A 14,189-nucleotide genomic window follows, 5' to 3' on the forward strand; every position below is an offset into this window, starting at 1 on the left:
AAAAGATCCGTCGCGATGCGATACGCGCCGCGCGCGAAGCGGTGGAACAGTCGCAGCGCGATCTGAGCGATGCGAACGCGTCGTTGTGAGGCCGGTTCGACAGTAGGTTTCGTCATTCCCGCGAACGCGGGAATCCAGTGACTTCAAGCGTTCTCGCACGAAAGGCCCTGGATTCCCGCGTTCGCGGGAATGACGAGCAAAAACGCAGAGACTCGAAACCCGAAGCAAAACCCGAAGCAAAGGCCTGAGCGGCTTCTAAGGCCGGGCAGGGCGAACGGCAATCGGACCCGCTCGCCGCATATCACGCGCACCGCAACTCAGACTCGCCGAGCCGCGAGCCTTCAAGAATCGTCAATATCGTTGGCAGCGAAACTGCCGGCGCGACGCAAGCCGCCGGCCGACGTACAGGCCAGGACTCAGCCGCGACCCTGCACCAGGGTGCCGATGTTCTCGCCGCGCAGGATCTTCAGCAGCACGCCCGGCTGGCCCATGTCGAAGATGCGCAGCGGCAGTTCGCTGTCGCGGCACAGGGCGAAGGCGGCGGTGTCCATCACCTGCAGATCGCGGCTGATGACGTCGTCGTAGGTCAGCTTGTCGAAGCGCACCGCGTCGCTGTGCTTCTTCGGGTCCTTGTCGTACACGCCATCGACCTTGGTCGCCTTGAGCAACAGGTCGGCGCCGATCTCGATCGCGCGCAGCGCCGCGCCCGAGTCGGTGGTGAAGAACGGGCTGCCCACGCCGGCGGCGAAGATCGCCAGGCGGCCTTTTTCCAGATGGCGGATGGCGCGGCGGCGGATGTAGTCCTCGCACACGTCGTTGATCTTGATCGCGCTCATCACCCGCACCTTGGCGCCGAGCTTTTCGAGCGAATCCTGCATCGCCAGGGCGTTGATCACCGTGGCCAGCATGCCCATCTGGTCGCCGGTGACCCGGTCCATGCCGCCGGCCGCCAGGCCCGCGCCGCGGAAGATGTTGCCGCCGCCGATCACCAGCGCGATTTCGGCGCCGGCCTGCTGGACCTCGATGACTTCGCGCGCCAGCCGGCCGATGACCTTGGGGTCGATGCCGTAGTCCTCATCGCCCATCAATGCCTCGCCGGAGAGTTTCAACAGGACACGGCGATAGGCGAGCTGGGACATGGAGGATCTCGGGGGAGGCGGAAAACGGGGCGAATTGTAGCTCAAGCGCACTGTGCTTAGGCGTGCGCGAACGGGCCGGGAGCGCATCGGTGGTGGCGCGGGCGCACCTGTCCAGGCCGCCGCGCGCCGCGTATCGGCCGCGCCGCGCGGGGGCCGGCGCGTTCGCGCGCCCAGGGCCCGCTTGCCGTCGCCCGACCGGCGGCGGGTCGGGGCGCCGCCGCATCGATCTGAAACCGTGACGCCGCAAGCAGACGCGATCCAAGCAGGTATGATCCGGCCGCCGGTCCAAGCACTGGAACCGCCGTCGCGCCCGCGCCGTCCTGACGGCGCCGCCGCGCACCACCCAAGGAGATGGAAAGTGTCGATCAAGAACCTCAACGAATTCGTCGAAGCGTCCAAGCAGAAGGATCTGAGCCAGGACGCGTTCGAGCTGGAAAGCTCGCATCTGCTCGAAGTCAAACTCAACGGCCGGGTCTGGGCCAAGTCCGGCTCGATGGTCGCCTACCGCGGCGGCGTCAAGTTCGTGCGCCAGGGGCTGATGGAGCAGGGCCTGGGCAATCTGCTCAAGAAGGCCATCAGCGGCGAAGGCACCCAACTGATGAAGATGGAAGGCCAGGGCCGCGTCTACATCGCCGACGCGGGCAAGAAGATCACCCTGCTGCGCCTCAACGGCGAATCGATCTTCGTCAACGGCAACGACGTGCTGGCCTATGAAGACGGCGTGCAGTCGGACATCAAGATGATGCGCAAGGTCTCCGGGATGATGTCCGGCGGCCTGTTCAACATCAAACTCAGCGGCAGCGGCGTGGTCGCGATCACCTCGCACTACGAGCCGCTGACCCTGGCGGTGACCCCGGACCAGCCGGTATTCACCGACCCGAACGCGACCGTGGCCTGGTCGGGCGGCCTGAGCCCGGACATCGTCACCGACATCTCGCTGGGCACGCTGTTCGGCCGCGGCTCGGGCGAGAGCATCCAGCTCAAGTTCGCCGGCACCGGCTGGGTGGTGGTGCAGCCGTATGAAGAGGTGTATTTCCAGCAGACGAGCTGATCGCTGCTTGTTCCGGCGCGGTCGCGCCGGGGCGGGGCGGTTATCGCGGTGCAAAGGCCGGGTGATTCCCGGCCTTTGTTTTTTTCATCGGCAGGCGTTGCCACCGGTCGTCATTCCCGCGAAGGCGGGAATCCAACGGCTTCAGCGCCATCTTTCAATGCCGTCATTCTCGCGGAAGCGGGAATCCAGAGACTTCAGCGTCGTCCTTCCAGACCGTCATTCCCGCGAACGCGGGAATCCAGAGGCTTCAGCGCCATCCTTCCAGGTCGTCATTCACGCGAATGCGGGAATCCAGAGACTTCAGCGCCATCCTCCAGGTCGTCATTCCCGCGAACGCGGGAATCCAGTGACTTCAGGCGTTCTCGCACGAAAGGCCCTGGATTCCCGCGTTCGCGGGAATGACGGTAGGTGGGTGCGCGGTTTCCGGGTTCTCGGTCTTGAATAACAGTTTCGATTCCCAATTCCCAATTCCCGACTCCCAATTCCCAATTCCCAATTCCCAATTCCCGACTCCCGACTCCCGACTCCCGACTCCCGATTCCCGATTCCCGATTCCCGATTCCCGATTCCCGATTCCCAATTCCCAATTCCCAATTCCCGATTCCCGACTCCCGATTCCCGATTCCCGCCCAAAGAAAAAGGCCGCGGAATCCGCGGCCTTTCTCATATCGCTGCTGAAGCGCGGAAGGCTTACGCCAGACCCGCCTGCTTCATGACTTCGGCGGCGAAATCGTCCACCTGCTTCTCGATGCCTTCGCCGACGGCCAGGCGACGCATGGTCACCACGTCGGCGCCGGCGGCCTTGACCACCTGCTCGACGGTCTGGTCGCCGTTGAGCACGTAGGGCTGGCCGTACAGGGTGACTTCGTTGACGATCTTGGCGATCTTGCCGCCGATGATCTTCTCCAGGATGTCGGCCGGCTTGGACTTGTCCTTGTCGGACATCTTCGCCAGTTCGATTTCCTTTTCCTTCGCCACGAATTCGGCCGGAACGTCGCTGGCCTTGATGTGCGGCGGGTTCATCGCCGCCACGTGCATGGCCAGGCCGCGCGCCAGGTCGGCATCGCCGCCCTTGAGCTCGATCAGCACGCCGATGCGGCCGCCGTGGACGTAGGCCGCGACGTTGTTGGCGCTGTCGATGCTGACCATGCGGCGGATCTGGATGTTCTCGCCGATCTTGGAAATGACCGCGGCGCGGGTTTCCTCGAGGGTCTCGCCCGAAGCCAGCTTGGTGGCCTTGAGCGCTTCCACGTCGGCGGCGCCCGACGCCAGCGCGGTCTGCGCGACGGTTTCGGTGAAGCCGACGAAGTTGGCGTCCTTGGCGACGAAGTCGGTCTCGGAGTTGATCTCGACCAGCACGGCCTTGCCGCCGTTCTGGGCGACCGCGATGCGGCCTTCGGCGGTGACGCGGTCGGCCTTCTTGCCGACCTTGATGATGCCGGCCTTGCGCAGCCACTCGGCCGCGGCGTCGAGGTCGCCGTTGTTTTCGGTCAGGGCCTTCTTGCACTCCATCATGCCGGCGCCGGTGCGCTCGCGGAGTTCCTTGACCAGGGAAGCGGTGATATCAGCCATTGGAATTACCTCAGGTATACGTGTTGCCGTGCAGGAGCGGCGCAAGCCGCGACGGGGCGCGGGCGGGGTGGCGGCGGAATCGGCCTGACCGTTTGATCCGCTGGCTTGCGCTTGCGGTCCGGGCGGTTTTGGCTTCGGATTGCGGCGCTTGCGGACGTCGCTTGCGTTAATCGCGGCTTGCGCCGCTCCTGCAGGGTCGGATGGTGCGTGTCGCAGCCGCGCACTATGGCGCGGCTGCGTTACGGGGCGCTGACGGCCGCGCGATTACTCGGCAGCCGGAGCTTCGCCGTCGGCCTTCTTGGCGGCCGGGGCGGCAGCCGGAGCCGGGCCCTTCTTGGCCGGCGCGCGACCGCGCGGAGCGGACTTGCGGTCTTCCTTGCCTTCGCCTTCGGCTTCGGCGGCGAAGTCTTCTTCGCGCACGCCGCCGACCTGCGGAGCCGCTGCCTTGCCTTCCAGCACGGCGTCGGCCGCGGCGCGGGCGTACAGCTGCACGGCGCGGATGGCGTCGTCGTTGCCCGGGATGGCGTAATCGACCAGGGCCGGATCGTAGTTGGTATCGACCACGGCGATGACCGGGATGCCGAGCTTCTTGGCTTCCTTGATCGCGATGTCTTCATGGCCGATATCGATCACGAACAGCGCGTCGGGCAGACGGTTCATGTCCTTGATGCCGCCCAGCGAGGCTTCCAGCTTGTCGCGCTCGCGGCGCAGGCCCAGCACTTCGTGCTTGACCATCTTCTGGAAGGTGCCGTCGGTTTCGCCGGCTTCCAGTTCCTTCAAGCGCGAGACCGACTGCTTGACGGTGCGGAAGTTGGTCAGCGTGCCGCCCAGCCAGCGCTGGGTCATGTACGGCATGTTGCAACGCTCGGCCTCTTCCTTGATCGACTCGCGCGCCGAGCGCTTGGTGCCGATGAACAGGATGGTGCCGCGCTTCTGCGCGATGCCCGAGATGAAGTTCATCGCGTCGTTGAACAGCGGAACGGTCTTCTCGAGGTTGATGATGTGGATCTTGCCGCGGGCGCCGAAGATGTACGGGCCCATCTTGGGATTCCAGTAGCGCGTCTGGTGGCCGAAATGGACGCCGGCTTCCAGCATCTGACGCATGGTGATCTGAGGCATTGCGAAACTCCGAAGGCAAAGGAACCGACGCCGAATGAGTGAGGGCGTTTTGTCCGAAGCGAATCAGCTTCGGGCAAGTGGTTCCGGGGTTGGGCCTCCCTGTCGCTTCCGTGTCCGAACCTGCATCGACGATCTTGCGATCGAGGACTCAGGCACCCCGGCACGGGCTGTGGCGACAGGTGTGAATTCGCCGGTGACGCCCGGCGTGGGCGGCTGCGACTGGGGTCCAAAAGACGGACGTACCGGCCGCAAAGCCGCGAAAGTGTAGCCGGGACCGGGGTTTGGGGCAACTGGATGGGTCGGGGCCTTCCCGGGAGGGCGAGGGCCCGGGCGGTGCGAGGTCTCTTGTGGGAGGGCCTTCAGGCCCGATGCTTTCCTTTCCGCTGCGAGAATCCTCAGGTCTGACCGAAAGGCATCGGGCCTGAAGGCCCTCCCACAAGAGACCTCGGGGCCGCGCGCCCCCGGCAAGCGCGTCGCCCGAATTCTTGAGACTGGCCCTGCCACCGATAAACCCCCCAGTCCCCGACCAGGAATGAACGCAAGTTCACGCACCGCGTCCACAAGAGGCCGCCATCGGCACGCAGCGGACCGCGCGGCGCGATGATAGGCGAACGTGAATGAGCGATAATGCGGGCATGGCCATCTCCATCAAAACCCCCGAAGACATCGAAAAGATGCGCGTCGCCGGCCGTCTGGCCGCCGAGGTGCTGCAGGTCGTCGCTCCTTACGTGAAGCCGGGCGTCAGCACCGGCGAGCTGGACCGCATCTGCAACGAGCACATCGTCAACGTGCAAAAGGCGATTCCCGCCAACGTCGGCTACAAAGGCTTTCCCAAGACCGTGTGCACCTCGGTCAACAACGTGATCTGCCACGGCATCCCCAGCGACAGCAAAATCCTCAAGGAAGGCGACATCGTCAATATCGACGTCACCGTCATCAAGGACGGCTGGCACGGCGACACCAGCCGCATGTATTACGCCGGCACGCCGTCGGTCATGGCCAAGCGCCTGGTCGAGGTCACCCGCGAAGCCATGTTCCGCGCGATCCGCCTGGTCAAGCCCGGCGCGACGCTCGGCGACATCGGCCACGCCATCCAGACCTACGCCGAAGCCGAGCGCTTCAGCGTGGTGCGCGATTACTGCGGCCACGGCATCGGCCGCATCTATCACGAAGAGCCGCAGGTGCTGCACGTCGGCCGTCCGGGCGAGGGCGTCAAGCTGGTTCCGGGCATGACCTTCACCATCGAGCCGATGATCAACGAAGGCACCTATCGCCATAAGACTCTGCCCGACGGCTGGACCGTGGTGACCAAGGACCGCAAGTTGTCCGCGCAGTGGGAGCACACCATCGCGGTCACCGAAGACGGCGTGGAAATCCTGACCCGCGTGCCGGGCGACGACAACGATCTATGACCGCTACCGGTGCCGGCGAACGGCCGGTCGATCGATCGGCCGCCGCTGCGTCGGTGTCCGCCGCCCCGGCGGCCGATGAAGCGCCGCTTCCCGGCACCCCCGCGGCGATCCGCGCCGCGCTGAGCGCGGTCGATGCCGCGCTCGCGCAGCGCTTCGACCAGGACGCCGACGCCGACATCGACCGCCTGCTGCGCGCCCGCGCCGACGCGGTCGATGCCCAGGTCCGCGCGGCCTGGCAGATCTGCATCGACACCGACGCGCCGCTGGCCCTGTTCGCGGTCGGCGGCTACGGTCGCGGCGAACTGTTTCCGCAATCCGACATCGACCTGCTGGTGCTGGCCGAATCCGAGGCCCAGACCGCGCAGGCCGAGCAACTGGGCTGTTTTTTCGCCTCGCTGTGGGACGCCGGCCTGCCGGTCGGGCACGCGGTGCGTTCGGCCGCGCAATGCACCGAAGCGGCCGCCGACCTGACCGTGCTGACCGCGATGCTGGAAGCGCGGCCGATCGTCGCCGGTGCGGTCGCGCAGATGGCGCTGCAGGTAGCGGTGTCGCCCTCGCAGGTGTGGCCGGCGCGCGAATTCTTCATCGCCAAGCGCGACGAACTGCGCCAGCGCCACGCGCGTTACGGCGACACCGCGGACAACCTCGAGCCCAATCTCAAGGAAGGCCCGGGCGGCATGCGCGACGTGCAGACGCTGCACTGGATGGCGCTGCGCATCATCGGCACCTCGGACCTGGAATCGCTGGTGTCGATCGGCCAGTTGGGCCCGGACGAACTGACCACGCTGGAACGCGAACGCCGCACGCTGTCGCGTCTGCGATTCGGGCTGCACTTGGTCGCGCGCAAACGCGAAGAGCGCCTGCGCTTCGACTACCAGAAACTGCTGGCCGAGCGCCTGGGACACGTCGATAACGCCGACAATCTGGCGGTCGAACAGATGATGCAGGGCTTCTACCGCAGCGCCGCGCTGGTGCTGCGGATCGGCGAGCGCCTGCTGCAGCGGTTCGAGGAACAGATCGAAGGCGAAGCCGTGCCGGTGCCGCTGAGCGGCCTGTACGAAGCCTTCGAATTGCGCCGCGACTACATCGCCGCGCGCGATCCCGAATGGCCGCGCGACGCGTTCGAAGTGTTCGCGCTGTTCGGCGCCTGGGCCGCGCACGACGAAATCCGCGGCCTGCACTCGCAGACCGCGCGCGCGCTGGCCGAAGCGCTGTCGAAGGTGCCCAGCTTCGATCGCGCCGAACCGGCGCTGCGCGAGCGATTCCTCAAGATCCTGCGCGGCCCGCATCCGGTGCACGCGCTGGAACGCATGGCGCGCCTGGGCGTGCTGGGACGCTGGATTCCGGCGTTCTCGAAAGTCTCCGGGCGCATGCAGTTCGACCTGTTCCACGTCTACACGGTCGATCAGCACACCCTGGCGGTGCTGCGCAATCTGGCGCGCTTCGCTTCCGGCGTGGCCGACGAGCGTTTCAGCATCGCGCACGAAGTCTGGCCGCGCCTGCGCAAGCCCGAACTGCTGCTGCTCGCCGGCCTGTTCCACGACATCGCCAAAGGCCGCGGCGGCGATCATTCCGAACTCGGCGGCGACGACGCGCGCGTGTTCGGCACGACCATGGGCCTGAGCGAATCCGATACCGCCCTGGTCGAATGGCTGGTGCGCCAGCATCTGCTGATGTCGGTGACCGCGCAGAAGCAGGACATCGCCGATCCGGAAGTGATCCATCGTTTCTCGGCCAAGGTCGCCGATCGCGAGCATCTGGATCACCTGTACCTGCTGACCTGCGCCGATATCGCCGGCACCTCGCCGAAGCTTTGGAACGCATGGAAGGACCGGCTGCTGGCCGATCTGTACACGGCCACGCGCCTGGCGTTGCGCCGCGGCCTGGAGCATCCGGTCGCCGGCGCCGAGCGCGCGGCGGAAACCCGCGAAGCCGCGCAGGCCATGCTGGCCGCGTTCGGCGTGCGCGACGAAGAGATCGCCGCGTTGTTCGCGCGCATGCCGCAGATCGCGTTCCAGCGCGGACGTCCCGATCAGATCGCCTGGCAGGCCTCGACGCTGCGCGGCGTGGCGATCGGCGACACGCGCGTGCGTGCGCGTCCGGTCAGCGCCCACGGCGGCGCGCATGCCGGCGCGCTGGAAGTGTTCGTGCATTCGCCCGATCGCGACGGCCTGTTCGCCGCGATCGTCGCCACGCTCGATCGCCTGGGCCTGGCGATCCAGCAGGCGCGCGTGCTCGACGGCCCGTTCGGGGCGATCTTCGATACCTTCGAAGTGGTGCCGACCGATCCGCGCCAGTCGCCCAGCGCGGAAGATGTCGAACGCCGCCTGGAATCCACGCTGGCCGGCCCGCTGGAGCGGATCAAGCCGGCGCGCCGCGCCCAGCCGCGCCATCTGCGCCATTTCCGCATCGCGCCGCAGATCGAATTCTCCGATTACCGCAAGGGCGAAAGCGCGAGCCCGCGCACCACCCTCAGCCTGGTCTGCACCGACCGCCCCGGCCTGCTCGCCGACGTTGCGCAAACCTTGCGAAAACAAGGGCTGCGCGTGTACGACGCGCGCATCGCCACCTTCGGCGAGCGCGCCGAAGACGTGTTCCAGATCACCAGTGTGAATGCCGACGGGCGCGACAACGCGCTCGATCAAACGCAACAGCAGGCCCTGCGCGACGCGTTGCTGGCCTGCCTCGAAGGAGATAGTCGATGAGCCCCGCGAAGAAGACCACCAAGAAGGCCGTGAAGAAGAAGAGTGTCGAGTCGCCGGGCGCGGACGAACTGAAATTCATGATCGACAGCGCGTTCGAGCGCCGCGGCATGCTGACGCCGGACGAGATCGAAGGCTCGACCCGGCCGACGGTGGAGCGCGTGATCGACGGCCTGGAGCAGGGCGAGTTCCGCGTCGCCGAGCCCGACGGCAAGGGCGGCTGGACCGTCAACGAATGGCTGAAGAAAGCGGTGCTGCTGTACTTCCGGGTCAACGACATGCAGGTGGTCGAGGCCGACCCGGCGCCGTTCTGGGACAAGGTGCCGGCGCGTTTCGAGGGCTACGGCGAAGCCGATTTCCGCAAGCTCGGCGCGCGAGTCGTGCCCGGCGCGATCGCCCGTCGCGGCGCCTACATCGGCAAGGACGTGGTGCTGATGCCGAGCTTCGTCAACATCGGCGCGCACGTCGGCGAAAGCACGATGGTCGACACCTGGGCCACGGTCGGTTCCTGCGCGCAGATCGGCAAGCACTGCCACCTGTCCGGCGGCGCCGGCATCGGCGGCGTGCTCGAACCGCTGCAGGCCTCGCCGACCATCATCGAAGACCATTGCTTCATCGGTGCGCGCTCGGAAGTCGTGGAAGGCTTCGTCGTCGGCCACCACAGCGTGATCGGCATGGGCGTGTTCCTGGGCCAGAGCACCCGCGTCTACAACCGCGCCACCGGCGAGATCAGCTACGGCTCGGTGCCGCCGTACAGCGTGGTCGTGTCCGGCCAGCTGCCGGCGAAGGACGGATCGCACTCGCTGTATTGCGCGGTGATCGTCAAGCAGGTGGATGCGAAGACTCGGTCCAAGACCAGCATCAATGAGTTGTTGCGCGGGTTGGCGGACTGAGGAAGGGGCAATAAATGAAGCGGAGTTCCGGGTCGCGGTGATGCCGGAGCGCCAGGGTTTCACTACGCGATCGTTTTTCGCAACCATCGTCGGCCGCGCGCCGGGCCGACGAAAAGATTCAGTGATAGGTGGCTAAGTCATGACTACGCTCTACGGCTTGAACAACTGCGACACCTGCAAGAAAGCCCGCAAGTGGCTCGACCGCTTCGGCGTCACGCACAGCTTCGTCGATTACCGCGATAACCGGCAGTCGCCGGAGACGCTGATCGAGTGGAAGACTCAGCTCGGCGGCTGGGAGTCGCTGATCAACAAGTCTTCGACCACCTGGCGCACCTTGCCGCCCAATCGCAAGGAGCCGGCCTCGGATGCGGAGTGGAAGCTGTTGCTCAAGGAGTATCCGCAGTTGATCCGGCGGCCGGTCGTGGTCACCGACGACGGCAAGGTCTCGCAGGGTTTCAGCGACAACGGTTTCAAGCAGCGTTTCGGGATCGGTTCGTGAGCGCGGCCGGCGCCGGTCGCAGCGCGGTGCTGGAATTGACCTGCGATCTGATCGCGCGGCCGTCGGTGACGCCGAACGACTTGGGCTGCCAGGCGTTGATCGCCGAGCGCCTGGCCCGCGCGGGTTTCGCCTGCGAGTATCTGCGCTTCGGAGAAGTCGATAACCTGTGGGCGGTGCATGGCGACGGCGACGGCCCGACCCTGGTGCTGCTCGGTCACACCGATGTGGTGCCGTCGGGTCCGGTGGACAGTTGGAGCAGCGATCCGTTCCTGCCGGAAATCCGCGACGGCGTGCTGTACGGGCGCGGCGCGGCCGACATGAAGGGCAGCGTGGCGGCGTTCGTGATCGCGCTGGAGCAGTTCGCGGCGCGGCATCCGCATCATCGCGGCCGCGTCGCGCTGTTGCTGACCTCCGACGAGGAAGGCGATGCGATCGACGGCGTGCGCCGGGTCGCGGACAGTTTCCGCGCGCGCGGCGAACGCATCGACTGGTGCATCACCGGCGAGCCGTCTTCGACCGCGACGTTGGGCGATCTGCTGCGGGTCGGGCGCCGCGGCACCTTGTCGGCGACCTTGAAGGTGATCGGCGTGCAAGGCCACGTCGCTTATCCGGAGAAGGCGCGCAATCCGATTCACCAGGCGATGCCGGCCTTGTCCGAGCTTGCGGCGAAGCGTTGGGACGAGGGTTACGAAACCTTTCCGCCGACCTCGCTGCAGATCAGCAATATCCACGCCGGCACCGGCGCCAACAACGTGATTCCCGGCGAGTTGCAGGTGTTGTTCAACCTGCGCTTCAATCCGAGCTGGAACGCCGAGCGCCTGGAGCGCGAATGCGAGGCGGTGCTGCAGGCGCACGGCTTGGAATACGAGCTGCGCTGGTTCCGCGGCGGCGAACCGTTCTACACGCCGGAAGGGCCGCTGCGCGCGGCCGCGCGCGCGGTGTTGAGCCAGTTCGCCGGCGCCGCGCCGCTGGAGAGCACCGGCGGCGGCACTTCGGACGCGCGCTTCATCGCGCCGCTGGGCGCGCAATGCATCGAGATCGGGCCGGTCAACGCGAGCATCCACAAGGTCGACGAGAACGTCGCCGTGGCTGATCTGGAAGCGCTGCCGGGCTTGTACCTGGCCTTGATCGAGCGTTTGTTGATCGTTTGATCGGCGCCGGTTGCGACACGGCGGCAAGCACGAAGCTTGCCGCCGCGATCCGGACGTTTTACTGCGGCGTCAACTTCAAGGTGTAGCGCGTCGTTCCCGGCAGGAACGGCGTCGGACGCCCTTGCACCCAGTCCTCGTGGCCCGCGCCCCAGAACGGCGACAGCGGATTGCCGCTCTGGCCGCCGGGCATGTGGATGATGCCGTCGGCTTCGTGGCCCGGCGACACCACCATGCGTTCGGATGCGCCGAAGCCGGGGCGCTGCACCCGCGGCATCGCCGCGTCGCCGGACAACTCGTCCGGCGGCATGCACAGCGCGCCCTTGGCGAAACCGGGCAGGGCGGAGGCCAGCGGATGGCAGATCGCGGCGGTGTTGTGTTCGCCCCAGCGGTGCCTGGACAACTTCGCTACCGCGTCAGGGCCGGGCGCGATGTTGAGATCGGTGAGCACATCGAGCGCGGCATGTTCGAGCAGGCTGTCCCAGGTCGGCTCGTTGCGCGGCAGCAGGTGCGCGGGGCGCTGGGTCAGCAGCGGCCACACCACGCCTTCGAGTTGCTTGAAGTCGGGCATCTCGAACTGCGGGCCCATCGCGACCTGTGCCGGCGCGGTCAGGCCGTTGGCGACGCGGGTGAACACCGCGCGGCGCCAGTTGCGCACCATGCGATAGCTCACCGAGCCCGGTTCGGCGCGGCCTTCCCAGCGTTTGGAGGCTTCGGCCAATGCGCTCAGCGCCGGGCTTTGCCCGCTCTTGCTGACGCGCGCGGCTTCGTCCTGCAGCAGCTTCCACCAGCGTTGCAGGAACAGCGCGCGATCGTCGAGCTGGATCGCCAGCAGATCGCGTTCGGTGAAACCCTGCTTGGCGAACAGGCCGTCGCGAATCTGGCCGGCGCGCGCGCCCAGGACGTAGTCGCCGTCGCCGATGCGTTCCAGGTCCAGGCCGTCGAGCGTGCGCGCGTTGGCCGTCCACAACCGCCCCGAGGGCGGCGCGATCAGGCTCGGCGCGTCGGCGGTCTGGATCGTCCACGGCGGGCAGGCCGGCGGCTGGGCGATGTTCTGATTCTCGACCAGGGCCGCGCTGGAGCAATCGCCTTCGCGCTCGGGCAACGGGCCGAGCAGGCGCCAGGCGATCTTGCCCTGGCTGTCGCCGACCACCAGGTTCTGCACCGGCATGGCGACCTTGCGCGCGATCACCATCGCATCGTCCACCGACCGCGCATGCAACAGGTCGGACAAGCCCATGTTGAGCGAGCCGGGTAGGTGCGCGCTCCAGCGCAAAGCCAGCGCGCTGCCGTCGGCGTTGTCGTGCAACAGCGGTCCCCACGCGGTTTCGCGCACCACCAGGGTTTGCGCCGCGCCGTCTTTGACCGCGATGCTTTCCTTGTGCACGGTCAGGCCGGCGCAGGTCTGCGGCGTCGCCTCGCCCGCGCAACCGGGTTGCAGCGACCAATCGGCCCAGTCGCCGTAGCTGTTGGTGAAGGCCCAGGCGATGTGGGTATTGCTGCCGACCACGATCGCCGGCAGGCCGGGCAGGGTGAAGCCGTTGGCGTCGATGCGGCCGCCGGCCGCGCGCGCGTCGGCGTAGCGCAATCGCGCGCGGAACCAGATGTTGGGCGCGCGCAGACCCAGGTGCATGTCGTCGGCGACGATCGCGCGGCGGTCGGCGGTGAGGCTGCCGGCGACGGCGAAATTGTTGCTGCCGATTTCGTCCAGGAACGGCAGCGGCGTCAGCGGTCCCGGCGGCGGCGAGGGCAGTTTGCGCAGATCGACTTCCTCCGCGCTGGGCAACACGGCGTCGCCGGCCGCGGCGCCGAACAGCGGCGCGTCCCAACTGCTGCCCGGATGCGCCAGCAACCGGTACAGCGGCGCCGGCAACTGCGAGCTGAGCCGCCACTGCGCGTACTCGCGCGCGTTGCTGCCGTCCTGCAGATCGAAATACATCGCGTAGCCGACCAGGGCCGAATCCGGCACGGTCCACGGCTCGGGCTCGCTGCGCAACAGCAGATACGGCCAGGGTTTGCGCGACAGACCGTTCAAGCCGGCGTTGACGCCGTCGGCATAGGCCTGCATCAGGGCGGTCTTGTCCTGGGCGAAGGACGTCAGTTGCGCCTGCACCCGGCTGCGCAAGCGATGCACGCGATGCTGGCGGTCGTAGTCGAGCGCGCGTTCGCCGAACAGCGCCGACAACTCGCCGGCGGCGGTGCGCCGCAGCAGGTCCATTTCGAAATAGCGTTCCTGGCCGTGCACGTAGCCCAGCGCGCGCATGGCGTCGGCTTCGTTGGCGGCATCGACGGTGATCACGCCCAGCGCGTCGCGCTGGATCGTCGCCGGCGCCGACAGCCCGGGCAGGGCGAGTTCGCCTTCCAGGCGGGGCAGGCTGCCGCGAAGCAGCCACCAGGCGGTCAGGCCGCCGATCGCGAACAGGCAAAGCAGCGCGAGCAGGCCGCGCTTGATCCATTTGGCCATGGGAATCCTCCGTGAGCGCGAGCTTAGCCGAAGTCAGCGATGGCCCGGCGAAGCGCCGATGGTTCGTGGGAAGGCCCTTGCTTCGTGGGAGCGCCTTTGCTTCGTGGGAGGGCCCTTCAGGCCCGACGCTCTTCGTTCCGCACAGGCATGACCCACCCCCACCCCAGCCACCCCCGATTTCCACCCCCGA

The 14,189-nt window shown here is 67.1% G+C and carries 9 protein-coding genes and 1 pseudogene; 6 read left to right on the forward strand and 4 right to left on the reverse strand.

Going from position 1 to position 14,189, the window contains the following annotated elements:
- Positions 1-416: 416 nt before the first annotated feature.
- Positions 417-1,139, reverse strand: coding sequence for a UMP kinase (gene pyrH, locus J7J50_RS22105; RefSeq protein ID WP_215059194.1), 723 nt, complete (start codon positions 1,137-1,139; stop codon positions 417-419).
- Between the two features lie 358 nt (positions 1,140-1,497).
- Here pyrH and J7J50_RS22110 point away from each other — a divergent pair, with 358 nt between their 5' ends.
- A complete protein-coding gene (locus J7J50_RS22110) occupies positions 1,498-2,190 on the forward strand; it encodes an AIM24 family protein (RefSeq protein WP_215059197.1) in 693 nt (230 codons plus the stop codon).
- Positions 2,191-2,880: 690 nt separating this feature from the next.
- On the opposite strand, the gene tsf is transcribed toward J7J50_RS22110, so the two are convergent.
- Entirely contained in the window at positions 2,881-3,762 is an 882-nt protein-coding gene (gene tsf / locus J7J50_RS22115) for a translation elongation factor Ts (RefSeq protein WP_215059199.1), read from the reverse strand.
- Positions 3,763-4,026: 264 nt separating this feature from the next.
- A complete protein-coding gene (rpsB, locus tag J7J50_RS22120) occupies positions 4,027-4,881 on the reverse strand; it encodes a 30S ribosomal protein S2 (protein WP_215059202.1) in 855 nt (284 codons plus the stop codon).
- 635 nt (positions 4,882-5,516) lie between these two features.
- On the opposite strand from rpsB, the gene map reads away from it, so the two are divergent.
- From map to dapE, 5 genes and pseudogenes are all read left to right on the forward strand, one after another.
- A complete protein-coding gene (gene map, locus J7J50_RS22125; RefSeq protein ID WP_057943544.1) occupies positions 5,517-6,293 on the forward strand; it encodes a type I methionyl aminopeptidase in 777 nt (258 codons plus the stop codon).
- A gap of 53 nt (positions 6,294-6,346) precedes the next feature.
- Positions 6,347-8,998 carry a [protein-PII] uridylyltransferase gene (gene glnD / locus J7J50_RS22130; protein WP_215059230.1) on the forward strand — a complete coding sequence of 884 codons (2,652 nt, stop codon included), beginning with the start codon at positions 6,347-6,349 and terminating at the stop codon, positions 8,996-8,998.
- A 56-nt stretch (positions 8,999-9,054) separates the two neighbouring features.
- Positions 9,055-9,888: pseudogene (gene dapD / locus J7J50_RS22135) on the forward strand (2,3,4,5-tetrahydropyridine-2,6-dicarboxylate N-succinyltransferase); the annotation flags it as partial.
- A gap of 139 nt (positions 9,889-10,027) precedes the next feature.
- The gene (locus tag J7J50_RS22140) at positions 10,028-10,387 is read left to right on the forward strand and encodes a Spx/MgsR family RNA polymerase-binding regulatory protein (protein WP_215059206.1); all 360 of its coding nucleotides are present in this window, start codon (positions 10,028-10,030) and stop codon (positions 10,385-10,387) included.
- On the forward strand, positions 10,384-11,538 hold the full coding sequence (dapE, locus tag J7J50_RS22145; RefSeq protein WP_343222558.1) for a succinyl-diaminopimelate desuccinylase: 1,155 nt from the start codon (positions 10,384-10,386) through the stop codon (positions 11,536-11,538). The genes J7J50_RS22140 and dapE overlap by 4 nt, the downstream gene beginning before the upstream one ends.
- A gap of 58 nt (positions 11,539-11,596) precedes the next feature.
- Here the strand turns inward: dapE and J7J50_RS22150 are convergent, their stop codons facing one another.
- On the reverse strand, positions 11,597-13,999 hold the full coding sequence (locus J7J50_RS22150; RefSeq protein WP_215059208.1) for a penicillin acylase family protein: 2,403 nt from the start codon (positions 13,997-13,999) through the stop codon (positions 11,597-11,599).
- Positions 14,000-14,189: the final 190 nt, after the last annotated feature.

It is taken from the genome of Lysobacter sp. ISL-50 (assembly GCF_018612875.1).
Classification (GTDB): Bacteria; Pseudomonadota; Gammaproteobacteria; order Xanthomonadales; family Xanthomonadaceae; genus Lysobacter.

Excerpts from the sequence above, each read along its gene's own strand:
- pyrH (WP_215059194.1), bottom strand. The coding sequence starts at position 1,139 with ATGTCCCAGCTCGCCTATCGCCGTGTCCTGTTGAAACTCTCCGGCGAG.
- tsf (WP_215059199.1), bottom strand. The coding sequence starts at position 3,762 with ATGGCTGATATCACCGCTTCCCTGGTCAAGGAACTCCGCGAGCGCACC.
- rpsB (WP_215059202.1), bottom strand. The coding sequence starts at position 4,881 with ATGCCTCAGATCACCATGCGTCAGATGCTGGAAGCCGGCGTCCATTTC.
- map (WP_057943544.1), top strand. The coding sequence starts at position 5,517 with ATGGCCATCTCCATCAAAACCCCCGAAGACATCGAAAAGATGCGCGTC.
- J7J50_RS22140 (WP_215059206.1), top strand. The coding sequence starts at position 10,028 with ATGACTACGCTCTACGGCTTGAACAACTGCGACACCTGCAAGAAAGCC.
- J7J50_RS22150 (WP_215059208.1), bottom strand. The coding sequence starts at position 13,999 with ATGGCCAAATGGATCAAGCGCGGCCTGCTCGCGCTGCTTTGCCTGTTC.